The sequence below is a fragment of the uncultured Caulobacter sp. genome, from assembly GCF_947036865.1.
GTDB lineage: Bacteria > Pseudomonadota > Alphaproteobacteria > Caulobacterales > Caulobacteraceae > Caulobacter.
On record NZ_CAMQSF010000029.1, the window covers coordinates 26646 to 48088 of the forward strand.

General features: G+C 68.8%; 26 protein-coding genes and 1 pseudogene. 20 read left to right on the forward strand and 7 right to left on the reverse strand.

Annotation, left to right across the window (positions count from 1 at the left end):
* Window positions 1-4: 4 nt before the first annotated feature.
* A complete protein-coding gene (locus Q0V34_RS14715; RefSeq protein WP_297513179.1) occupies window positions 5-754 on the forward strand; it encodes a TOBE domain-containing protein in 750 nt (249 codons plus the stop codon).
* A gap of 10 nt (window positions 755-764) precedes the next feature.
* Here Q0V34_RS14715 and Q0V34_RS14720 read toward each other — a convergent pair whose 3' ends face one another.
* The gene (locus Q0V34_RS14720) at window positions 765-1223 is read right to left on the reverse strand and encodes a MarR family winged helix-turn-helix transcriptional regulator (RefSeq protein ID WP_297513181.1); all 459 of its coding nucleotides are present in this window, start codon (window positions 1221-1223) and stop codon (window positions 765-767) included.
* 122 nt (window positions 1224-1345) lie between these two features.
* On the opposite strand from Q0V34_RS14720, the gene Q0V34_RS14725 reads away from it, so the two are divergent.
* Together Q0V34_RS14725 and Q0V34_RS14730 are read left to right on the forward strand one after the other, a co-directional pair.
* Entirely contained in the window at window positions 1346-2167 is an 822-nt protein-coding gene (locus Q0V34_RS14725; RefSeq protein WP_297513183.1) for a VOC family protein, read from the forward strand.
* A 14-nt stretch (window positions 2168-2181) separates the two neighbouring features.
* On the forward strand, window positions 2182-2751 hold the full coding sequence (locus Q0V34_RS14730; protein ID WP_297513186.1) for a DUF1993 family protein: 570 nt from the start codon (window positions 2182-2184) through the stop codon (window positions 2749-2751).
* On the opposite strand, the gene Q0V34_RS14735 is transcribed toward Q0V34_RS14730, so the two are convergent.
* Complete coding sequence (locus tag Q0V34_RS14735) at window positions 2748-3308, reverse strand: GNAT family N-acetyltransferase (RefSeq protein ID WP_297513188.1); 561 nt, start codon at window positions 3306-3308, stop codon at window positions 2748-2750. The two genes, Q0V34_RS14730 and Q0V34_RS14735, sit on opposite strands and share 4 nt — an antisense overlap.
* 29 nt (window positions 3309-3337) lie before the next feature.
* Window positions 3338-4033: a monofunctional biosynthetic peptidoglycan transglycosylase gene (mtgA, locus tag Q0V34_RS14740; RefSeq protein WP_297513190.1), complete on the reverse strand. Its 696-nt coding sequence runs from the start codon at window positions 4031-4033 to the stop codon at window positions 3338-3340.
* 85 nt (window positions 4034-4118) lie between these two features.
* On the opposite strand from mtgA, the gene Q0V34_RS14745 reads away from it, so the two are divergent.
* The 3 genes and pseudogenes from Q0V34_RS14745 to Q0V34_RS14755 all read left to right on the forward strand — a co-directional run.
* Window positions 4119-4781 (forward strand): nitroreductase, encoded by a 663-nt coding sequence (locus Q0V34_RS14745; protein WP_297513192.1) that lies wholly within the window; start codon window positions 4119-4121, stop codon window positions 4779-4781.
* Between the two features lie 181 nt (window positions 4782-4962).
* Window positions 4963-5181 carry a GIY-YIG nuclease family protein gene (locus tag Q0V34_RS14750; RefSeq protein WP_297513194.1) on the forward strand — a complete coding sequence of 73 codons (219 nt, stop codon included), beginning with the start codon at window positions 4963-4965 and terminating at the stop codon, window positions 5179-5181.
* A 60-nt stretch (window positions 5182-5241) separates the two neighbouring features.
* Window positions 5242-5343 (forward strand): annotated as a pseudogene (locus tag Q0V34_RS14755) (hypothetical protein); the annotation flags it as partial.
* Between the two features lie 18 nt (window positions 5344-5361).
* Here the strand turns inward: Q0V34_RS14755 and Q0V34_RS14760 are convergent.
* Complete coding sequence (locus Q0V34_RS14760; protein WP_297513232.1) at window positions 5362-6393, reverse strand: WD40 repeat domain-containing protein; 1032 nt, start codon at window positions 6391-6393, stop codon at window positions 5362-5364.
* Between the two features lie 253 nt (window positions 6394-6646).
* Between Q0V34_RS14760 and Q0V34_RS14765 the strand changes: the two genes are divergently transcribed.
* Entirely contained in the window at window positions 6647-7096 is a 450-nt protein-coding gene (locus tag Q0V34_RS14765) for a biopolymer transporter ExbD (RefSeq protein ID WP_297513196.1), read from the forward strand.
* 235 nt (window positions 7097-7331) lie between these two features.
* On the opposite strand, the gene Q0V34_RS14770 is transcribed toward Q0V34_RS14765, so the two are convergent.
* Both Q0V34_RS14770 and Q0V34_RS14775 read right to left on the reverse strand, forming a co-directional pair.
* Window positions 7332-8423 (reverse strand): GTP-binding protein, encoded by a 1092-nt coding sequence (locus tag Q0V34_RS14770; RefSeq protein ID WP_297513198.1) that lies wholly within the window; start codon window positions 8421-8423, stop codon window positions 7332-7334.
* A 94-nt stretch (window positions 8424-8517) separates the two neighbouring features.
* Entirely contained in the window at window positions 8518-9147 is a 630-nt protein-coding gene (locus Q0V34_RS14775) for a hypothetical protein (protein ID WP_297513200.1), read from the reverse strand.
* A gap of 203 nt (window positions 9148-9350) precedes the next feature.
* Here Q0V34_RS14775 and rplU point away from each other — a divergent pair, with 203 nt between their 5' ends.
* The 3 genes from rplU (at window position 9351) to Q0V34_RS14790 (ending at window position 10947) form a co-directional block, all read left to right on the forward strand.
* Complete coding sequence (rplU, locus tag Q0V34_RS14780) at window positions 9351-9929, forward strand: 50S ribosomal protein L21 (RefSeq protein ID WP_297513202.1); 579 nt, start codon at window positions 9351-9353, stop codon at window positions 9927-9929.
* A gap of 30 nt (window positions 9930-9959) precedes the next feature.
* Complete coding sequence (gene rpmA / locus Q0V34_RS14785) at window positions 9960-10229, forward strand: 50S ribosomal protein L27 (protein ID WP_297513204.1); 270 nt, start codon at window positions 9960-9962, stop codon at window positions 10227-10229.
* A 184-nt stretch (window positions 10230-10413) separates the two neighbouring features.
* Entirely contained in the window at window positions 10414-10947 is a 534-nt protein-coding gene (locus tag Q0V34_RS14790; RefSeq protein WP_297513206.1) for a GNAT family N-acetyltransferase, read from the forward strand.
* 7 nt (window positions 10948-10954) lie between these two features.
* Here the strand turns inward: Q0V34_RS14790 and Q0V34_RS14795 are convergent, their stop codons facing one another.
* On the reverse strand, window positions 10955-11914 hold the full coding sequence (locus Q0V34_RS14795; RefSeq protein ID WP_297513208.1) for a hypothetical protein: 960 nt from the start codon (window positions 11912-11914) through the stop codon (window positions 10955-10957).
* Between the two features lie 207 nt (window positions 11915-12121).
* Between Q0V34_RS14795 and obgE the strand changes: the two genes are divergently transcribed.
* From obgE to Q0V34_RS14845, 10 genes are all read left to right on the forward strand, one after another.
* Window positions 12122-13186: a GTPase ObgE gene (obgE, locus tag Q0V34_RS14800; protein ID WP_297513209.1), complete on the forward strand. Its 1065-nt coding sequence runs from the start codon at window positions 12122-12124 to the stop codon at window positions 13184-13186.
* Window positions 13183-14313, forward strand: coding sequence for a glutamate 5-kinase (proB, locus tag Q0V34_RS14805; RefSeq protein ID WP_297513211.1), 1131 nt, complete (start codon window positions 13183-13185; stop codon window positions 14311-14313). The genes obgE and proB overlap by 4 nt, the downstream gene beginning before the upstream one ends.
* Window positions 14314-14515: 202 nt before the next feature.
* A complete protein-coding gene (locus tag Q0V34_RS14810) occupies window positions 14516-16048 on the forward strand; it encodes a UbiD family decarboxylase (protein WP_297513213.1) in 1533 nt (510 codons plus the stop codon).
* A gap of 38 nt (window positions 16049-16086) precedes the next feature.
* Window positions 16087-16347: an AbrB/MazE/SpoVT family DNA-binding domain-containing protein gene (locus Q0V34_RS14815; protein WP_297513215.1), complete on the forward strand. Its 261-nt coding sequence runs from the start codon at window positions 16087-16089 to the stop codon at window positions 16345-16347.
* Window positions 16341-16658, forward strand: a complete 318-nt coding sequence (locus Q0V34_RS14820) for a type II toxin-antitoxin system PemK/MazF family toxin (RefSeq protein WP_297513217.1) — start codon at window positions 16341-16343, stop codon at window positions 16656-16658. Before Q0V34_RS14815 ends, Q0V34_RS14820 begins: the two co-directional genes overlap by 7 nt.
* Before the next feature lie 59 nt (window positions 16659-16717).
* Entirely contained in the window at window positions 16718-18493 is a 1776-nt protein-coding gene (locus Q0V34_RS14825; protein WP_297513220.1) for a M14 family metallopeptidase, read from the forward strand.
* An 81-nt stretch (window positions 18494-18574) separates the two neighbouring features.
* A complete protein-coding gene (locus tag Q0V34_RS14830; protein WP_297513222.1) occupies window positions 18575-18976 on the forward strand; it encodes an MAPEG family protein in 402 nt (133 codons plus the stop codon).
* Window positions 18977-19024: 48 nt separating this feature from the next.
* Window positions 19025-20356, forward strand: a complete 1332-nt coding sequence (locus Q0V34_RS14835; RefSeq protein WP_297513224.1) for a TldD/PmbA family protein — start codon at window positions 19025-19027, stop codon at window positions 20354-20356.
* Entirely contained in the window at window positions 20353-21132 is a 780-nt protein-coding gene (locus Q0V34_RS14840) for a 3'(2'),5'-bisphosphate nucleotidase CysQ (RefSeq protein ID WP_297513226.1), read from the forward strand. The genes Q0V34_RS14835 and Q0V34_RS14840 overlap by 4 nt, the downstream gene beginning before the upstream one ends.
* Window positions 21133-21153: 21 nt before the next feature.
* Complete coding sequence (locus Q0V34_RS14845; protein ID WP_297513228.1) at window positions 21154-21387, forward strand: DUF4170 domain-containing protein; 234 nt, start codon at window positions 21154-21156, stop codon at window positions 21385-21387.
* The last annotated feature ends 56 nt before the right edge of the window (window positions 21388-21443 follow it).

The window sequence follows — 21443 nt, forward strand, 5'->3', positions numbered from 1 at the left end:
ACCAGTGAGCGACGACGGCGAGTTCAGCGCCTCCCTGATCCTGAAGGGCGGCGGCGCCCGGGTGGGGCTCGAGCGCATCGCGCTGCTGGAGGCGGTCGCGAGTCTCGGCGCGATCAGCGCGGCGGCCAAGGCCGTGGGGCTCTCCTACAAGGGCGCCTGGGACGGGGTGCAGGCGCTGAACAATCTGTTCGACGAGCCTTTGGTCATCGCCGCGCCGGGCGGACGCGGCGGCGGCGCGGCCGAGGTCACGCCGCACGGCCAGGCGGTGATCCGCGCCTTCCGGACCGCCGAGCGCGAGCTCGGCGCGGCCTTCGCGCGACTGGAGGGCGGACTGCTCTGGACGCTTGGCCTGCGCACCAGCGCCCGCAACGCCCTGCGCGGCGTGGTGGCGGCCATCGACGGCGACGGCGTCACCGCCGGCGTGACCCTTAGCCTGGCCGAAGACCTTAGGCTGCGCGCCTCGATCACCCGCCGGAGCGTCGAGGACCTTGCCTTGGCGCCCGGTCGGCCGGCCATCGCCCTGATCAAGTCGAGCTTCGTGCGGCTTGGCGAAGGCGACGGCGAAAACCGCCTCCCGGGCGAGGTCGTCGACCGCGAGGCCGGCGAGGCCTCGGCCGAGGTGACCCTGGCCCTGTCGGCCGGCAAGACCCTGGTCGCCACCGCGCGCCCCGGCGATCCCGGCTGGGCGCTGGCGGTCGGAGATCGGGTCGAGGCGCGGATCGCCGCCGACGAGGTGATCCTGGCGGTGGATTGAGGCGCGCCCGTCAGGCGATGGCGCGCAGGCCCGCGCGCAACGGTTCGCTCCCGCCGAGCTCTTCGTCGAGGCGCGCGTGTTCGGCGGTCCAGATCGGCAGGGCCCTGGTCAGCGCCGCGTGGCCCTCGGCGGTCAGGCTCAGCACCCGCGCGCGGCGGTCATTGGGGCCGGGGGCGACGGTGACCAGCCCTCGCCGCTCCAGCGGCTTCAGCGCCGCCGTCAGGGTGGTGCGGTCCATGGCCAGCAGGCTGGCCACCGCGCCCAGGCCTGGCGGCTCGGGACGGTTCAGCGACATCAGCAGCGAGAACTGGCCGTTGGTCAGGCCCACCGGCCGCAGGGCCTCGTCGAAGCGCCGGGCCAGGGCCCGCGCGGCGCGCTGGACGTGCAGACAGAGGCAGGTGTCGCGGACATGCAGCGTCGCCGCGTAGGGAACCGTCGCTTCGGAGGGAATCACCACCGGCTTTGACATGGTCCATTTATGTTGATATCAACGTTATTAGTCAAGGCAGAACCGCTCAGCTTACGGAGGACAAGATGCCGCGGTCGGTCGCTTTTCGCCGCGCCGGGCGGATCGGGTCCGCCGCCTGAGCCATGATCCGATCCTGGAACGCCTTCGTCTCGGCCCTGCCGGACGCCCCCCTTTCCACGCCTCCGCTGGAGACCCCCATGGTCAATGACCTCTGCTGGTTCGAGCTCGTCACCCCCGTCACCGAGGCCGCCGGCGCCTTCTACAAGGCCGTGGTCGGCTGGACCGACGAGATGTCGAGCGGTCCGAACGGTCCGTACACGATCTTCAAGGCCGGCGAGCACCCCGTCGGCGGCATGCTGCGCATGGCCGACATGCCGCCGGCGTGGCTGGCCTATGTCGCGGTCGACGACGTCGACGCCCATGCCGGCAAGGTCAAGGCGGCGGGCGGCCAGATCCACCAGCCGCCGCTGGACATTCCCCAGGTCGGCCGCTTCGCCGTGGTCGCCGACCCGCAAGGCGCGGCCTTCATCCTATTCCGGGCCTCGGTGGACCAAGCGCCGCCCCGGCCCGCGCCGATGGCGCCCGGGTCGCTGGGCTGGGCCGAGCTGCACGCCGCCGACGGAGAAGCGGTCTTTCCCTTCTACGCGGACCTCTTCGGCTGGGTGAGGCACGACGCCATCCCGATGGGCGAGATGGGCGTCTACCAGACCTTCGGCTCTCCCCAGGAAGCCTTCGGCGGCATGATGACCGGCCACCAGCCGGCGCCTCGTCCGTACTGGCTGCTCTATTTCGGCGTCGAGGACATCGACGCGGCCCAGGCCCGCGTGGAGGCGAACGGCGGCCGGATGCTGATGGGGCCGACCGAGGTCCCCGGCGGCGCCTTCGTGCTCAACGCCATGGATCCGCAAGGCGGCCTCTTCGCCCTGCTCGGGCCAAAGCTCTAGACCCTGGACATCTGATGACGATCTCGCTCTACGACCTTGGCGTCCCGACCTTCCTGCAGACCCTGAGAGCCCTTGGCGGCGTCCTCGACCGCGCGGCCCGGCATCGCGCCGAAACCGGCGGCGATCCGGACGACTTCGTGACCGCCAAGCTGGTCGACGACATGGCGCCGTTCCACTTCCAGATCGAGGCCCTGACGCATCACGCGGCCTGGGGCATGGAAGCCGCCAAGACTGGCGTGTTCGCCCCGCCGCCGCTGATCGGCGCCATGCCTTTCGCCGAGCTGCGGGCGATGGTCGATCGGGCGATAGCGGCCTTGGAGGCGCTCGACCCCGACGAGGTCAACAGCTGGTCCGGCAGGAACCTGGACATGGACCTCTACCGGCCGGTCGATCCGCGCAACGCCTCGACCTCGGCCTGGGCGCCGCGGACCCTTGCCCTGACGCCGGAGCTCTATCTGCTGACCTACGCCATGCCGAACTTCTATTTCCACGTCGTCACCGCCTACGCCATCCTGCGGGCGGCGGGCGCGCCGATCGGCAAGGGCGACTACGAAGGGACGCTGCGGGTCCGACCGGCCGCTTAGGCCGTCGCGGCGCCTCGGCGCCGCGCGCGCCACTGCTCGGCGCTCTGGCCCCACATCTCGATCTCCACGGCGTCATAGGGCGCCGGCAGCCGGCCGGGGCCGTGGTTCGTCGAGCCGATCCGCTGGGCGACCTTGATCGACGGCAGGTTGGCCGGGTCGATGCAGTGGTAAACCTCGGTCCAGCCCAGCTGGTCGAAGGCCCAGTCGATCGTCGCCTCGGCCGCCTCTCGCGCATAGCCCTGGCCCCAGGCGGCGGGACGCAGGCCCCAGCCCACCTCGGTCCCGGGCCAGCCCTCGGGAACCCAGGGACCGACGCGGCCCAGCCAGCGGCCGCTGGCCTTGTCGATCACCGAGAACATGCCAAAGCCCTTCAGCGCCCAGGAACCGGCCATGGTCGCCATGAAGCGCCAGGCCACGGCCCGCGGCTGCTGGCCGCCGATGAAGCGGGCCGCGACGGGATCGGCCATCAGCTCGGCCCAGCCGTCCAGATCGACGTCGGCCGGCGGCCGCAGGATCAGGCGTTCGGTCTCGAGCGTCGGCCCCGGCGCGACTCGCATGGCGTTCATCCTCCCGTTGCGCCGCCACCCTAGCTCAAGCAGTCGGCCAAGCCATCCCGCCGCACCGCGCCCGAGGCCTTGCCGATCTTCTGGGTCCGCTTGGCCACGTACCGGCCCGGCTTGATCACCCGCCACTTCAGGGGGCTGGGCAGGATGGCCGCCAGCCGCGCGGCCTGGGCCTGGGTGAGCTTGTCGGCGTCGACTTTGAAATAGCGCTGGGCGGCGGCCTGGGCGCCGTAGACGCCGGAGCCGAACTCGATCGAGTTCAGATAGACCTCCATGATCCGGGGCTTGCCCCAGATCGTCTCGATCAGCACCGTGAACCAGGCCTCCAGCCCCTTGCGCACGTATGAGCGCCCCGGCCACAGAAAGACGTTCTTGGCCGTCTGCTGGCTGATCGTCGAGCCGCCGCGGATCTTCTTGCCGGCCTCGTTGTTGGCGTAGGCCTTCTGCAGGGCGTCGAAATCAAAGCCGTGATGCTCGCAGAACCGGGCGTCCTCGGCCGCGATCAGCGCCCGGGGCAGGGCCGGCGAGACCTTGGACATCGGCCGCCAGCGATGGTCGAGCCCCCGGCCCTCGACGGCGCGGATCACCATCAGCGGCGTCACCGGCGGCGGGATGAACCGGTAGAGGACCACGGTCACGATCGGCCCGGCCACCAGCACGATGAACAGGGCCAGGGCGATGTTACGCAAAAGTCGCCGCACGAACGTCCTCGAAACCATCTTGTCTTGACGCAGCGGCGGGATGCTAACGCCCTGAGACGCCGCTGTCGCGAGGGATACGGCGCTGGGGTTAAGGGAGCCTTCGATGGACGTGATCGACGCCGTCAACCGCCGCATGTCGGTGCGCGCCTTCAAGCCCGATCCGGTGGACGGGGCCTTGGTTCGCGAGTTGCTGGAGGCCGCCGCCCGCGCGCCGTCGGGCGGCAATCTCCAGCCCTGGCGGGTGCAGGCCGTGGCCGGCGCGCCGCTGGAGGCGCTGAAGGCGACCATGCTGGCCCGCGTCGCCTCGCCTGATCCGACCGAGTACGACGTCTATCCGGCCAATCTCTGGGAGCCTTTGCGCGGCCGCCGCTTCCAGGTCGGCGAGGACATGTACGGCGCGCTGGGCATCCCGCGCGAGGACAAGCTGGCCCGCCTGCAATGGTTCTCGACCAATGGCCAAGGCTTCGGGGCGCCGGTGCAACTGTTCTTCTCGATCGACCGCCGCTGCGGCCCGCCGCAGTGGAGCGACGTCGGCATGCTGATGCAGACCTTCATGCTGCTGGCGGTCGAGCGGGGGCTCGACACCTGCCCGCAGGAGTTCTGGTCGCACTACAACAAGGTCGTCGACGACCATGTCGGCCTGCCGGAGGGCCACATGCTGTTCTCGGGCATGGCGCTCGGCTACCGCGACGACGCCGCGCCGGTGAACAACTTCCGCTCGCGCCGGGCCCCGTTCGAGGAGTGGGGGGAGCTGAAGGGGTTCTAAAGGGGGGGCTCGGCCGGGCCCTCGCCCTTCGACAAGCTCAGGGTGAGGGCGTGGTGTTCGAGCGATGGGCGTTCAAAACGCCTCATCCTGAGCTTGTCGAAGGACGAGGTGTTCGCCCCTAAGTCGACAAACTCTACCCATGGATGCATCTTGCCCACAAATTCCCTGAAGGAAATGGGCGATGTACGACGTGCAGTCGGCTTGGGTTTACATCCTGCGCTGCGCCGATGACTCCTACTATGTCGGCTCGCATCGTGGCCCCGACCCCGCCGTCCGCGTGAGCGGCCACAACGCGGGGCTCGATCCGAAGGCCTATACCTATAGGCGACGCCCCGTCGAACTGGCCTGGCCGGCTGCTTCCAGTTCATCAGCGACGCCATCGCCTTCGAGCGCAAACTGAAGGGCTGGAGCCGCGCGAAGAAAGAGGCGGTGATCCGAGGCGATTGGGAGATGCTTCCCGATCTGGCGCGTTGCCGGACACCTCGCCCTTCGACAGGCTCAGGGTGAGGTGTCTTTGACGCCGCGCTCTTGTCCTCACCCTGAGCTTGTCGAAGGGCGAGGACACGCACAGCGTCTAAATTCACCCCGCGAACTGACGCGGCCCGAACAGATCCGGGATCTCCAGCACCCCCGCCTCGCCGCTCTCGTCGCCCCAGGCCAGGCGATGGCCGTCGGCGCTGACCGACAGGGCGCTGATCGGCGCGCCCTTTTCGGCCTTCAGCGTCTCGATGCGGCCGTTGCGCATGTGGGCGGCCCAGATCTTGCCGTTGTCCTGGCCGGCGATGCAGACCGGCTGAACGTCGATCCCCGCCACCCGGACGACCAGCGAATCGCGGGAGAAGCCGATCTCGGCCGCCTCCTTGCCCATCGGGCCACCCGCGCCGGCGAACGGCCAGATCACCGCGCCCGAGGCGCCGGCCGTGACCAGCAGGTTCCCCTTGTCGAAGAAGGCCAGGCTCTTGATCTTGGACGGATAGCCGCCCATCCGCATGTCCTTGCCGTCGGACAGCCGCCAGCCGTGCAGCTGATTCTCCTGCATCGACGAGATCAGGAACTTGCCGTCGGGGCTGAAGGCCACGGCGATGTGGCTGCCGGCCCACTTCATCAGGGTCGGCTTCTGGTCGGCGATGCGGGCGTACCACAGATAGGCGCCGCCGTAGGTCGCCGTCGCCAGCCGCCGGCCCTTGGGCTCGAAGGCCAGGCCCGACACGGTCTTCTCGTGGGCGAAGGTCCGCGCGAAGGCCGGGTCGGCGGCGTCGCGGACATGCGCCGTCTTGCCGGCGGTGAAGGCGATCAAGCCCGAGGCGGCGCTGGTCGCCACGTGCTCGATCCACTGGTTCCTGACCTCGGCGATCAGGGTCGCCACGACCTCCCCGCCCTCGATCCGGCTCCAGACCACCCGACCATCGTCGCCGCCGGTGACGATCCCGACGCCGCTGGGATGGACGGCGGCGGCCAGCACCGCGCCGCCCAGCGGCCCGCCATGGGCCTCGACCGTGACGAACCCGTCGTCGGTCTGCAGGCGCACCGTGCCGTCGCCCAGCGCGAACAGCGCGCGGCCGGAGCGGTCGAACAGGGCGTCGGTGACGAAGGCGTCGAAGGAAAAGATCATGCGCGCGAGATAGGACACGCGGCCGCCGACGACCAGGGTCTTTGCGAAAACGCCGCCTTTCGCGCCTGGCGAGAGCCCTACGCCCGCGCGCCGCGCATCTGAACGGCGTTCGGCAAAAAAGACTCGAAAAGGGGGTTGCCATCGCGGCGCATCGTCGGGCTTTACTTCCGCGCCCGTCTGCGCCAGACGTGGCTTGGTAACGACATTGCAGGCGCGCGCGGGGTCGCGCGGCCTTCTGGGAGACAGTCAGGCTATGGCGGCTAAACTTGCTGGCGGCGGCGGTGGCCGTTATTCGCTGGGCCAGAATTCCGAAATCAACGTCACGCCCTTCGTGGACATCCTGCTGGTGCTGCTGATCATCTTCATGGTCGCCGTGCCGATGGCCGTGACCTCGATCAAGATCGACCTGCCGCCGGCGGTCCCGCCGCCCCCGAACGCGCCGAAGCCGAAGGAGCCGGTCTTCATCTCGATCCAGAAGTCGGGCGCGATCTTCATCGCCGAAAAGCAGACCAGCCTCGACAACCTGGAAAGCGACCTGAACGCCAAGTTCGCCGCCAACGGCCAGTCGGGCCCGAAGGACGATCAGCGCATCATGATCCGCGCCGACGCCGACGTGCAGTACGCCGACTTCATGGGCGTGCTGAACCAGCTGCAGACCTCGGGTTGGTTCAAGGTCGGCCTGATCAACGAGGACATCCACTAAGGATTGTCCTTCGCGAGCGCCAAGAACACGAAAGCCCCGGAACGAACGTTCCGGGGCTTTTTGTTTGCCTTCTCCCCTTGCGGGAGAAGGTGTCGGCGTAGCCGACGGATGAGGGGTCACGCAACGAAAACCGGCCCGACTGCGGTCAGGCTGTCGCGGCGGCTCTCGTCTTCAACCCCTCACCCGACCACCTTCGGCGGCCACCCTCTCCCGCAAGGGGAGAGGGAAAATCTCTCTAAGCCGCCGTCGCTTCGAAGCCCTTGCGCAGCTCGGCTTCGTCCAGATCGCGGCCGATGAACACCATGCGGCTGTAGCGCTTGTCCTTGTCGGTCCACTCGCGCTGGAAGTCGCCTTCCAGGATCATGTGCACGGCCTGGAAGACCAGGCGCTTGTTCTCGCCCTTCACGTCGATGATGCCCTTGGCTCGCAGGATGTCGGGGCCGCGGGTCGCCAGGAGGTCGTTGAGCCAGGCGGTGATCTTCTGGCCGTCGACCGGCTTGTCCAAGGTCAGGGAGATCCCCTTCACGCCGTCATCGTGGATGTCGCTCTTGTCGTCGTGATGGTGATCATGGCCGTGATGGTGGTGGTCATGATCGTGATGATGATGATCGTGGCCGCAGTGTTCGTCGTGCACGTGGCCCGGCTCGCCGTGGGCGGGATTGAGGAAGTCCGGCTCCAGTTCGGTGATCCGGTCCAGGTCGAAACTGTGCTTGCCCAGGATCGCGGTCAGCGGGACGTTCGAACGCTGGGCGCGATGGATCGGGGCCAGCGGGTTGATCCGGCGGATGCGGGCCTCGACATGGCGCAGGTCGTCCTCGGAAACGAGGTCGGTCTTGTTCAGCACGATCTGGTCGGCGAAGGCGATCTGCTCGACCGCCTCCTTGCTGTCGGACAGCCGCAGAAGAATGTGCTTGGCGTCGACCACGGCGGTCACCGAGTCGAGCGCCGTGCGGGCCTTGACGTCATCGTCGACGAAGAAGGTCTGGGCCACCGGGCCGGGATCGGCCAGGCCCGTGGTCTCGACGATGATGGCGTCGAAGCCGCCCTTCCGCTTCATCAGGCCCTGGAGCACCCGGATCAGGTCGCCGCGCACCGTGCAGCAGACGCAGCCGTTGTTCATCTCGAACACTTCCTCGTCCGCGCCGACCACCAGGTCGTTGTCGATGCCGACCTCGCCGAACTCGTTGACGATCACGGCGTAGCGCTTGCCGTGCTCCTCGGTGAGGATGCGGTTGAGAAGCGTGGTCTTGCCGGCGCCGAGATAGCCGGTCAGCACGGTGACGGGGATCTTGCCGGACGCGGCTGCCGAGGACGTGTCTTGGGTCATGGCCGCTATGTAGGCGTTCGGAGACCCGAGTAAAACCACCGATCGCCGGTCCTGAATCCGTTCTCCCCGCGAAAGCGGGGATGGTCGGTGAAGCTCAGAGCTCCAGGAACGCGACGCCGGCCCCCATGGCGATCAGCGCCAGGCCCAGGATCGTCGACTCGTAGCGGGCGACCTTCTCCAGGCCCAGGCGCCGCACGCCGGCCAGGCTGAGCGTCGTGAACAGCAGCATGCCGGTGGCCGTGGCCGTCATCAGCACGGCGCTGAGCGCGGCGAAGCCGGTCCAGCCGTGCTTCACGCCCGCCAGATAGATCGGCAGGAAGGCCTCGCAGGGAGACAGGGTCAGCAGCACCACCAGGGCCAGGATGGCGGCGCGGTCCGAAGCGTAGCGGCGGGTCGTCACGTCGCCCTCGCCGTGATCGTGTCGGCCGCGCCAGAGATAGAAGAGTCCCAGGCCCATCATCAGCGCGCCGACGCCCCAGCCGAAATAGTCGCCCAGGCGCGGCTGCACGGCGAGGCCGGCCCCGACCAGGCCAAGGCCCAGCAGGATGGTGAAGGCCACGTGGCCGAGGCCCGCCAGCGCCGTGACGCTCAGCGTCTTGCTCGCCGACCAGTGCTGGCCGCGCCCCACCAGGACGAACGGCAGCCAATGGGTCGGCAGGGCCGCGTGGAGGAAGGCGACCGCGAAGCCGGTGACGGCGATCGGAGCAAGGAGCGTCGGGTTCACGCCGATGGCTATAGCGTGTTATAAAGTAACACACCAGAAGTTCTTGCGGCCTCGGCCGGGCAAATGACTTCAGGGCGGGGAATCCGCCGCGACGGCGTTGACTCTCGGGCCTTGGGCTGTATAAGTCGCGCCCTCTTCGCCCGCCGGGTTTCCGAGCGGGCGTTCCCTATTTTGCGAACGCACGTTTTTAAGGCGCTAAACCTATGTACGCGGTGATCAAAACCGGCGGCAAGCAGTACCGGGTTCAAGCCGGCGACCTGCTGGTGGTCGAAAAGCTTGAAGGTGAACCCGGCGCGGCCGTGGCCTTCAATGAAGTCCTGATGCTTGGCGAAGGCGAGGCCGTGACGGTCGGCGCCCCTCTCGTGGACGGCGCCGTCGTCACGGGCGCCCTGATCGAAACCCGCAAGGGCGAGAAGGTGAAGATCTTCAAGAAGATCCGCCGTCAGGGCTATCGCCGCACCCGCGGTCACCGCCAGTTCGAATCCGTCGTGCGCGTCACGTCGGTCGCCGGCGCCGGTCAGGAAGCCAAGTGGGAAGGGTCGATCGACCTGACCCCGAAGGTCATCCTGGACGCCCGCGCTCGCGGCCTGGGCGACGCCGCCGTGCCCTTCACCGCGCCGGCCGCCATCGAAGCGACCCCGGTCGCCACGAAGGCCAGCAAGGCCAGCCCGAAGGTCGAGGCCGCCGTCGTCGAACACGCCGACCCGGTCGCCGAAGCCGCCCCGAAGAAGAAGGCCGCCCCTAAGAAGGCCGCCGCCAAGACGGAGGAAGGCGAAGCCTAAGGGCGACGCCTTCTAAGGTAGGAGAGCAAGATGGCTCACAAGAAATCCGGCGGCTCGTCCAGCAACGGTCGCGACTCAGAGTCGAAGCGCCTTGGCGTGAAGAAGTTCGGCGGCGAGAAGGTTCTGGCCGGCAACATCCTCGTGCGTCAGCGCGGCACCAAGTTCTACCCGGGTTCGGGCGTGGGCATGGGCAAGGATCACACCCTCTTCGCGCTCGTGCAGGGCGCGGTGGGCTTCGTGACCAAGAAGCACAACCGCACCTACGTGACCGTGACCCCGTCCGCTCAGCCGGCCGAGTAAGCACGATCCAAGGTTCTTTCGGATCGTGCTTCGACAAGAAGACGATCCGGACAGACGATCTCGAGCGGGGAGTCCGGAACGCCGGGCTCCCCGCTTTTGTTTTGTCTCGCCGCCGTAACAGGACTCGCCACGGCGGCGTCACGGTCCCGCTTCAAGAGGGCCGGAGGAACCTTGGGAGGCGCCGATGTGCGTCATCGAACAGAGACCCGTCATCGAGACCGAGCGGCTGACGCTGCGCGCGCCGCTTCGCCAGGACATCGAGCGCGTGGCGGCGTTCTGCGTCGACCATGACGTCGCGCGGATGACCACGCGCATGCCCTCGCCCTACACCCGCGCCCACGCCGAGGATTTCGTGGCCCGCTGCGGAACCCAGGACCGCGCGCGCGACAACACCTTCGCCATCGAACTGGCCGACGAGGGCCTGATCGGCGTCGTCGGGCTGTTCACCCACGCCGAGGGCCAGGTGGAGATGGGCTACTGGATCGGCCGGCCCTATTGGGGGCGAGGCTACGCCACCGAGGCGGCCAGGGGCGCGCTCGACTGGGCGCGCGCGGCCTGGAAGAAGCGCTATGTCACCGCCGGCCACTTCGCCGACAACGACGCCTCGGGCCGCGTGCTGATCAAGGCGGGCTTCCTCTACACCGGCGTCGTCGAGCACAAGCCGTCGATCGCGCGCGGCGCGCCGGCCGCGACGCGGATGATGGTGTGGCTGGCCTAGGGCCCCCTCAAGCCGCGCGGTGCGTGTGGATCACCTTCTGCGGGCCTTCGCGGAAGCGCTTCTCGGCCGTGGTGATCCGCTCGCAGAGCGCGTCGAGATCGCTGAGCAGGGAGTAGGTGGCGTAGATGGGGATCTCCATCATCGCCACCTGCGCGCGCGGCATGAACTCGGTGTACTTCTTCCAGGCCACATGGTTGTCGCGGGCGTTCAGCGCCCGCTGGCCCAGCGGGTTCCACAGGTCCAGATCGATCAGCTCGTCGCGGCACTGCTTCATCACCGGCAGGGCGATGTAGAGGAACAGGAAGGTCGGGGTGGCCGCGCGCTGGAACTGCGGCTGCACCTGCAGGTGCCAGATGCGGTAGGCCTCGAAGAAGCCCGCCTTGCGGCTGGGGTCCGGCGGCAGCCAGGTGGCGTTCTCGTTGATCAGATCGTTCGAGGCGGCCGAACGCTTGACCAGTTCGTCGGCGCTGGCGCCGTTGACCATGGTCTTGGACAGGGCCGAGATCGGAATGGCCAGCTTCTTGGCGACGTCGGTATAGGCCACCGGCTTGCCGCCCAGCGGCGTCCACTGGCCGAACGACGGCGCGCCCGGCGTGCTGGCGCGCTTGGCGGCGGCGGTCTTGTGCATCAGCAACTGCTCTTCGCGCTGCTTTTCGGCGCGAAGGCGGTCGAACTCGATCTCGTGGGCCGCGGCTTCCTCGGCGGTCATCCAGCGAGCCCGGCCGGGGCCGTAGGTGCGTTCGTAGCGATTCAGCAGCACCAGGCTATGATCGGACGAGGGTTTAGGACCCACCTCCGCCAGAAAGACCTTGAAGTCGCGCCATTGGGGCGCGACCCCGGTGCCGCGGCTGATCAGAATATTGCGGTGCGTCGAGGCCTCGACGCTATACTTGCGGTGGAGCTCCTGCGCGCTTAGATCGCGCAAATCCTTCGCCAGCAACGCGTTGTCGTCTTCTACCGTACCCAAAGGTCAGTCTCCCGCTCCACCACAGAAAAAACCGCGGTTTTGCTGCCAAGACACTTTGTCGCACTGGGTGTTTTAACATTTCGTCACGATGGTCCACAGCAACGGCGGTTTCCCCGCAACCGCCGCGCGGCCAAGCGTCACAGTAAGCCGAACCGCCCGCGCCCCTTTGGGCTCGACGCGCGGGACCGCTTGGGACAAAAGAGCCCCATGAAATTCTTGGACCAATGCAAGATCTATGTCCGCTCCGGCAACGGCGGCGGCGGATCGGTGTCGTTCCGCCGCGAGAAGTACATCGAGTACGGCGGTCCGGACGGCGGCGACGGCGGTCGCGGCGGCGACGTGTGGATCGAGGCCGTCGAGGGCCTGAACACCCTGATCGACTATCGCTACCAGCAGCACTTCAAGGCCGGCACGGGCGTGCACGGCATGGGCCGCGCGCGCCATGGCGCGGCCGGCGAGGACGTGGTGCTGAAGGTTCCCGTCGGCACCGAGGTGCTGGAGGAGGACAAGGAGACCCTGATCGCCGACCTCGACCACGCCGGCATGCGGGTGCTGCTGGCCCAGGGCGGCAATGGCGGCTGGGGCAACCTGCACTTCAAGGGTCCGGTCAATCAGGCGCCGAAATACGCCAATCCCGGACAGGAGGGCGAGGAGCGCTGGATCTGGCTGCGGCTGAAGCTGATCGCCGACGTCGGCCTGGTGGGCCTGCCGAACGCCGGCAAGTCGACCTTCCTGGCCGCGGCCAGCGCCGCCAAGCCGAAGATCGCCGACTATCCGTTCACGACCCTGACCCCGAACCTCGGCGTCGTGGACCTGTCGAGCAGCGAGCGCTTCGTGCTGGCCGACATCCCCGGCCTGATCGAGGGCGCCAGCGAGGGGGCGGGCCTGGGCACCCGGTTCCTGGGCCACGTCGAGCGTTCGGCGACCCTGATCCACCTGATCGACGCCACCCAGGACGACGTCGTGGGGGCCTACGAGACGATCCGGGGCGAGCTGGAAGCCTATGGCGAGGACCTGGCGGACAAGGCCGAGATCCTGGCCCTGAACAAGATCGACGCCCTCGACGAGGAGACCCTCGCCGAGAAGGTCGCCGAGCTCGAGGCCGTGGCCGGCGTGAAGCCGCGCCTGGTGTCCGGCGTCTCCGGCCAGGGCGTGAAAGAGCTGCTGCGCGCGGCCTACCGGCAGGTGCGCATCCGTCGCGGCGATCTGGAGGACGAGATCGAGGACGACGAGGACCATATCGACGAGACGCCCGGAGGCTGGACGCCGTGACCGGAGCCCGCGAGGCGTTCCAGAACGCCCGCCGCATCGTGTTCAAGGTCGGCTCGGCCCTGCTGGTCGACGCCGAAAGCGGGCGCGCCGACCGCGCCTGGCTGGAAGCCTTCTGCGCCGAGGCCGCGGCCCTGCGCGCGGCCGGCAAGCAGGTGCTGGTGGTCTCGTCCGGCGCCGTCGCCCTGGGCCGCCGCCGCCTGGGCCTCGCCGCCCGCAAGGCGACCCTGCCGGAGAAGCAGGCCGCCGCCGCCGCCGGCCAGTCCCTCCTGATGCGCGCCTGGGAGGAGGCGTTCGAACCGCATGGCGTTGGCGTCGCGCAGATCCTGCTGACCCGCGACGACACCGAGACCCGCCGCCGCTGGCTCAATGCTCGCGCCACGACCGAGACCCTGATGGGCCTGGGCGTCGTGCCGGTGGTCAACGAGAACGACACGGTCGTCACCGAGGAGATCCGCTACGGCGACAACGATCGTCTGGCCGCCCGCGTGGCCCAGATGGCGGGCGCGGACCTGCTGGTGCTGCTGTCGGACGTGGATGGCCTCTACACCGCCGACCCGCGCCGCGATCCGAAGGCCGCGCACATACCACTGGTCAGCGAGATCACGGCCGAGATCGCCGGCATGGCCGAGGGGGCGAACGCCGCCGCCGGGGTCGGCACCGGCGGCATGGCCACCAAGATCGCCGCCGCCCGCATCGCCCGCGCCGCCGGCTGCGCGACGCTCATTACGCTGGGGTCGCGTCCCCATCCGCTGACCGCGATCGCCGAGGGCGAGAAGGCCACCTTGATCGAGGCCGGGGCCTCGCCCGCCGCCGCCTATAAGGCCTGGATCGCGGGCTCGCTGGCGCCGCAGGGCTGGGTCACGGTCGACGCCGGCGCCGCGAACGCCCTCTCGGCCGGCAAGAGCCTGCTGGCCGCCGGGGTCCGCGCCGTCGAGGGCCCGTTCGACAAGGGTGACGCGGTGCGCGTGCGCGACGAGACCGGCCGCGAGGTGGCGCGCGGCCTCGTCCGCTACGACAGCGCCGACGCCCAGCGCATCGCCGGCCTGCGCTCCGACGCCATCGAGGCGGAACTGGGCTTCACCGAGGGGCCGATGATCCACGCCGATGATCTGGCCGTATCGGCCTGAACAACAGACCCGATCTCCCCGGCGAACGTCGGGACCCAGATCGAACCCACGAGCGCTCCCATAAGATCTTCGCGATATTGATCGCGAACACCCCAACCTCGCCGGGTGGATCTGGGCCCCGGCGTTCGCCGGGGAAATCGGGGGTTAGGGTTCAGTTCTAGACCCACCCAGTCTAGGGTCCGCCGCGTTCCCAGGAGCTCCCATGGCCTACCGTTCCCTTCGCGAATTCATCGATGTCCTGGAGGCCAAGGGCGAGCTGGTGCGGGTCAAGGAGCCGGTTTCCAGCGTGCTGGAGATGACCGAGATCCAGACCCGCCTGCTGGCGACCGGCGGACCGGCGGTGCTGTTCGAGCACGTGCTGCTGCCCGACGGCTCGCGCTCGGAAATGCCGGCCCTGGCCAACCTGTTCGGCACGGTCAAGCGGGTAGCCATGGGCGTGACGCTGGGCGGCGAGCCGCGCGAGACCGCCGGCGAGCTGCGCGAGGTCGGCGAACTCTTGGCGTTCCTGCGCCAGCCGGCGCCGCCCAAGGGGCTGAAGGACGCCCTCGACATGCTGCCGCTCGCCAAGACCGTCATGGCCATGCGTCCGGGGACGGTGAAGAAGGCGCCCGTGCAGGAGGTCGTCCTGACCGGCGATCAGATCGACCTGACCAGGCTGCCGGTCCAGACCTGCTGGCCGGGCGAGCCCGCGCCGCTGATCACCTGGCCGCTGGTGGTGACCAAGGGCCCCGGCAAGGACCGCGAGGACGACTTCAATCTCGGCATCTACCGCATGCAGGTGCTGGGCAAGGATCGTTGCATCATGCGCTGGCTGGCCCACCGTGGCGGCGCCCAGCACTACGCCCGTCACAAGAAGTCGGGCACGCGCGAGCCCCTGCCCGCCTGCGCCGTGCTGGGCGCCGATCCCGGCACGATCCTGGCGGCCGTGACGCCGGTGCCCGACACCCTGTCGGAATACCAGTTCGCCGGCCTGCTGCGCGGGGCCAAGGTCGATCTCGTCCCGGCCAAGACCGTGCCGCTGATGGTCCCGGCCCACGCCGAGATCGTCATCGAGGGCCACGTCCTCTTGGACGAGTACGCCGACGAAGGGCCGTACGGCGACCACACCGGCTACTACAACAGCGTCGAGAAGTTCCCGGTCTTCCAGGTGACCGCGATCACCATGCGCAAGAACCCGATCTACCTGACCACCTTCACTGGCCGGCCGCCGGACGAGCCCAGCGTGCTGGGCGAGGCGCTGAACGAGGTGTTCATTCCGCTGATCCGCCAGCAGTTCCCCGAGATCGTCGACTTCTGGCTGCCGCCCGAGGGCTGCAGCTACCGCATCGCCGTGGTGTCGATGAAGAAGGCCTATCCGGGCCACGCCAAGCGCGTGATGCTGGGCGTCTGGAGCTATCTGCGCCAGTTCATGTACACCAAGTGGGTGATCGTCGTGGACCACGACATCAACGCCCGCGACTGGAAGGACGTGATGTGGGCGATCAGCACCAAGATGGACCCGGCGCGGGACATCACCGTGATCGAGCACACCCCGATCGACTATCTGGACTTCGCCTCGCCCGAGAGCGGCCTAGGTTCCAAGATCGGCCTCGACGCCACCGACAAGTGGCCGCCCGAGACCAAGCGCGAATGGGGCCAGGAGATCCGCATGGACCAGGCCGTGGTCGACGCGGTCAGCGAGAAGTGGGCGCGCCTGGGCTTGCCGGGTGACGGGAAGCCGATCTGGAAGAAATAGCCGTCCCATGTTATTACTCCGTTGCAACGGAGTCCGTCATGTCCTCGGCTATTCGCAAGATCGGCAATTCAGCGGGGGTTATCATCCCCAAGCCGGTGCTGGAGACGCTCGGCGCCAAGCTGGGCGACCGTATCGACTTCGTGGCGGAGGATGGTCGCGTTTTCCTGACGCCGGTTAAGGCCGACCCTCGCGAAGGCTGGGAAGAAGCCGCCAAGGCGATCGCCGCCGAGGGCTTGACCGAGGAGGAGCGGAAGTGGCTCGACGCGCCGCTGACCGACGATGAGGACTGGGTTTGGTAGCGCGCGGCGATATCTGGCTGGTCCGGCTGGATCCCACCGCCGGCGGCGAGATCAAGAAGACCCGTCCGTGCGTGGTCGTGTCCCCTGACGGCCTGAATCATCTCCCCGTCCACCTCATCGTGCCGATGACGACGGGCAGCCGTCCGTCGCCGTTCCGGCCGACCGTGGAGTTCGCCGGACGACACGGCCTTCTACTGCCCGATCAGATCAAGTCCGTCGCCCGCGAGCGTATGCTCCGCAAGATCGGCGTTTTGGACCCTGCGGCGCTTTCACAGCTGTTGGACGTACTGCGGCGCGTGTTCGAAGACTGACACCCCGCCCCCCGCCTTGGTACGGTCGACCGATTGTCGCCTTGTCAAAGAGTCCCGCCATGTCCCAAACGCCACCGCCCAAAGCCCCCTGGGACAAGCCCTTCCTGCCGCCGGCCCCGCCGTGGCAGGGCGCCAGCCAGGCGCTGCTGCGGGACGCGTCCAATCCGTGGGTGACGCCGTTCGAGGCCGACGCCGAGCATGACTTCTCGCCGAACTACGCCGACACCCGCGCCTGGTTCGACCGGCTGGAAGCGGCGTCCGACCTGATCCGGATCGAGCCGTTCGGGACCTCGCCGCAGGGCCGCGAGATCTATGCCGTCATCGCCAGCAAGGACGGCGCGACCCTTGATCCCGCGAAGCCGCTGCTGCTGGTCCAGTGCGGCATCCACCCCGGCGAGATCGACGGCAAGGACGCCGGCATGATGCTGCTGCGGGACATGGCGTTTCACGGCAAGGACGGCCTGCTGGACCAGGTCAACCTGGTCCTGATCCCGATCCTGTCCGTCGACGGCCATGAGCGCTCGGGTCCGTATTCCCGCCCCAACCAGCGCGGGCCGCGCATACAGGGCTGGCGGAACACGGCGACCAACCAGAACCTGAACCGCGACTTTCTCAAGCTGGACCAGCCGGAGATGCGGGCGCTGAAGCGCCTGCAGGCCAGGTACAAGGCCGATCTCTATGTCGACGTCCACGTCACCGACGGCATGGACTACCAGTACGACGTCACCTACGGCTTCAATGGCGAGAACGGCGTCTGGTGTCGCTCGCCCGCCATCGCCGCCTGGCTGGACGGGGTGCTGAAGCCCGTCATGAACGCCCGCCTGGAGGCCGAGGGGCACATCCCCGGCGAGCTGGTGTTCGGCCTCGACGAGCGTGACCCCAAGGCCGGTCTGAACGACGGCGGCCTGGGCGAGCGCTTCTCGAACGGCTGGGGCGCGGCGGCCCACGTGCCGACCATCCTGATCGAGAACCATAGCCTGAAGCCTCACGCCCAGCGGGTGCTCGGAACCTATGTCTTCATCGAGACGGCCCTGAAGCTTTTGGCCGAGCGGGGCCAGGACCTGCGCGCCGCCATCGCCGCAGACAGCGCCCTGCGGCCGGCCGAGATCCCGGCCAATTTCGTCTCGGACGACCAGCCCAGCCACACGCGCGCCTTCAAGGCCATTCGCTACGAGATGTACGACAGCCCCGCCTCGGGCCGCCGGGAAGTGCGCTGGCTGGGCGAGGCCGATCCGGAGCTCTGGAGGCTCCCGTTCCACGGCTCGCACCCGACCCTGACGCTCAAGCGCCCCGTCGCCTACTATGTGCCCAGCTACCGCGCCGACCTGATCGAGCGCCTGGCCCTGCACGGCGTCGCCTTCGAGACCCTGACCGAGGACAGGACCGTCGAGGTCGAGATGATCCGGCTGATCGACCCCAGGCTGGCCGACCGCGCCAACGAGGGTCACGTCCAGGTCAGCGTCGAGCAAGTCGCGACCGAGAGGCGGCCTTGGACCTTCCCGAAGGGCTCGGCCCGCGTGCCGACCGACCAGCCGCTGGGCGACCTCGTGGTGCTGTTCCTTGAGCCCCAATCCAGCGAGAGCGTCTTCGCCTGGGGCATGGTCCCCGAGGTGCTGAGCCGAGTCGAATATATCGAGCCCTACGCCATCGCGCCGCTGGCCGAGGCGATGCTGGCGAACGACCCGGCGCTGAAGGCGGCGTTCGAGGCCAAGCTGGCCGCCGAGCCGGCCTTCGCCGCCGATGCCGACGCCCGCCTGGCCTGGTTCTACGAGCGCACCCCGTTCTACGACGACCACTACCTGCTCTACCCCATCGCCCGCGAAGTCGCCCTATAGGCGGGCTCGCTTGCCGACCGTATGCGGAAGGCCTCATATGGCCGCTCGCTCGGGGGCGGGCGCGCTTGGGACTAGGGACTGATGGATACGATCGTTTCGGGCCACGCGGCCGCGTTGTGGGCCGGGCTGCACCTTTTTCTGCTGCTGATCCTGTCGCTGCTGGTGGTGCGCCTGCGCCAGAAACACAAGGTGGCGCTGGGCGACGAGGGCATCCCCGAACTGGCCCGCGCGATCCGCGCCTTCGGCAACGCCACCGAATATGTCCCGGCCGGTGTCGCCGCCCTGGCGGTGCTGGCGGTGGCCGGCGCCTCGCCGCTGGCCATCCATGTGGTGGGCTTCGTCCTGTTCGCGGGCCGGGTGGTTCACGCCGTCGGCCTCTCCAACAGCGGCGGCGCCTCGATCCCGCGCGCGGTCGGCATGGTCTGCACCTGGCTGGCCTACATCTTCGCCGGCGTCGCCCTGCTGCTGTCGGCGATCGGATAAGGCCGGCCCACGCTTGCCCACGCCGGGGCCCGTCGTCCATAAGACCCCATGGACGATAATCTGCTGCATGACGTGGTCGCCGCCGCGCGCAAGGCCGGGGCGGACGCCGCCGAGGCTGTCTTCGCCGAGCGACAATCCCTCTCCGTTTCGGTGCGCCTGGGCGAACTCGAGGAGGTCGAGCGCGAGGAGGCCCGCGATTTGGGCCTGCGCGTCTTCATCGGCCAGCGCAGCGCCACGGTCTCCGGCTCCGACATCTCGGCCGAGGCCCGCGCCCGGCTGATCGAGCGGGCCGTGGCCATGGCCCGCCTCGCGCCGGAGGACCCCTATGCCAGCCTCGCGCCGCGCGACCGCCTGGCCGCCGGCCCCTTCCCCGCCCTCGACCTTATCGACCCCTACGAGCCCACGGCCGAGGCGCTTGAGACCCAGGCCCGTCTGGCCGAGCACGCCGCCCGCGCCGTCAAGGGCGTCACCAATTCCGACGGCGGGTCAGCCACCTGGTCGTCCTCGACCTGGTCGCTGGTGACCAGCGACGGCTTCCACGGAACCCACGCGGCGACCGGCCACTCGATCTCGGCCTCCGCTATCGCCGGCGAGGGGGCGGGCATGGAGCGCGGCGGCGAAGGCCGCTCGACCCGCCACTTCGGCGACCTGCCGGCCGCCGGCGACATCGGGGCGGAAGCCGGACGCCAGGCGGTGGCGCGGCTGAACCCGCGCAAGATCGCCTCGACCACCGCCCCGGTGATCTTCGAAAATCGCCTGGCTATGAGCCTGATCGGCCCGCTGCTGGGCGCGATCTCGGGACCCTCGATCGCCCGGGGCACCTCGTTCCTGAAGGATAAGCTGGGCCAGCGGATCTTCGCGCCCGGGGTGCGTCTGCTGGAAGACCCGCACCGCGTCCGGGGCCTCGGCTCGGCCCCGTTCGACGACGAGGGCGTGGCCACGCAGGCTCGGGCCCTGATCGACGATGGCGTCCTGACCACCTGGCTGCTGAATACCAGCTCGGCCAAACAGCTGGGCCTGGTGACCACCGGCCACGCCTCGCGCGGCCTCGCCGGCCCGTCCGGCGTCTCGACCCACAACCTGACCCTCCAGCCGGGCGACAAGGACCTGGCCGGCCTGATGAAGGACGCCGGGACGGGCCTCGTCGTCACCTCGATGTTCGGGCCGTCGCTGAACGGCAATACCGGCGACTGGTCGGTCGGCTGCTCGGGCTACTGGTTCGAGAATGGCGAGAGCACGGGCCCCGTCACCGAGATCACCGTGGCCGGCAATCTGATCGACATCTATGCTCGCCTGATCCCCGGCTCGGACCTCTTGCTGCGCGGGGCCAGCAACAGCCCGTCGCTGCTGGTCGACGCCCTGGCGATCGCGGGCAAATGACCGACCTCGACCTGATCCTTCAAGCCGCCAAGGCGGCCGGCGAGCTGGCGCTCAACGCCCGCGCGGGCGGCTTGAAGATCTGGTCCAAGGACGGCGGCTCGCCGGTCACCGACGCGGATCTCGCCGTCGACACCCTGCTGAAGACCGAGCTGCAGGCCGCGCGGCCCGACTATGGCTGGCTGTCGGAGGAGACGGCCGACGATCCGGCGCGGCTGACGACGACCCGCCAGTTCGTGGTCGACCCCATCGACGGCACGGTGGCCTTCATGAAGGGCAAGCCCTGGTTCGCCGTCTCGATCGCGGTCGTCGAGAACGGTCAGCCGGTCGCCGGCGTCGTCCACGCGCCCGCCCTGAACGAGACCTACGCGGCGACCGCCGACGGTCCGGCCACCCTGAACGGCGTGATCATCGAACCCAGCGCCACCCAGGCCCTCGAAGGCGCGGCCATGCTGGGCGACGCCAAGATGTTCCGCCATCCCGCCTGGCGCGAGCCCTGGCCGGACATGCGGATCGAGAGCCGCAACTCGATCGCCTACCGGGTCTGCCTGGTGGCGGCCGGCGCCTTCGACGCGGCCGTGGCGCTGTCGGCCAAGAGCGAGTGGGACGTCGCCGCCGCCGACCTGATCCGCCGCCGCGCCGGCGCCTGGCTCAGCGATCACCAGGGCCGCGACTACGCCTATAATCGACCCATTCCCCAGGTTCCGAGCCTGGTTTGCGCCAATCAGGCCCTCGCGCCATTGATCCTGTCACGCGTCGGGCATATCGAGCTCCCCTAATAACCATCCCTCGCAGGAACCTTGCTCGAAATGCCTGACAAGCAGCTGCTCCATATCGTCGTCGGCGGTGAACTGAAGGATGTCGCCGGCGTCGAATTCCGCGACCTCTCCAAGGTCGAGTTCGTCGGCGCGTTCCCGAACTACGAAGAGGCCCACAAGGCCTGGAAGGCCAAGGCCCAGGCCACGGTCGACAACGCCCACGCCCGCTACTTCATCATCCACGCCCACAAGCTGCTGGATCCGAGCGAGGACTGAAAGTCCGAGCGTCTCCTCCCCCGCTGGGGGAGGTGGCCCGGAGGGCCGGAGGGGGC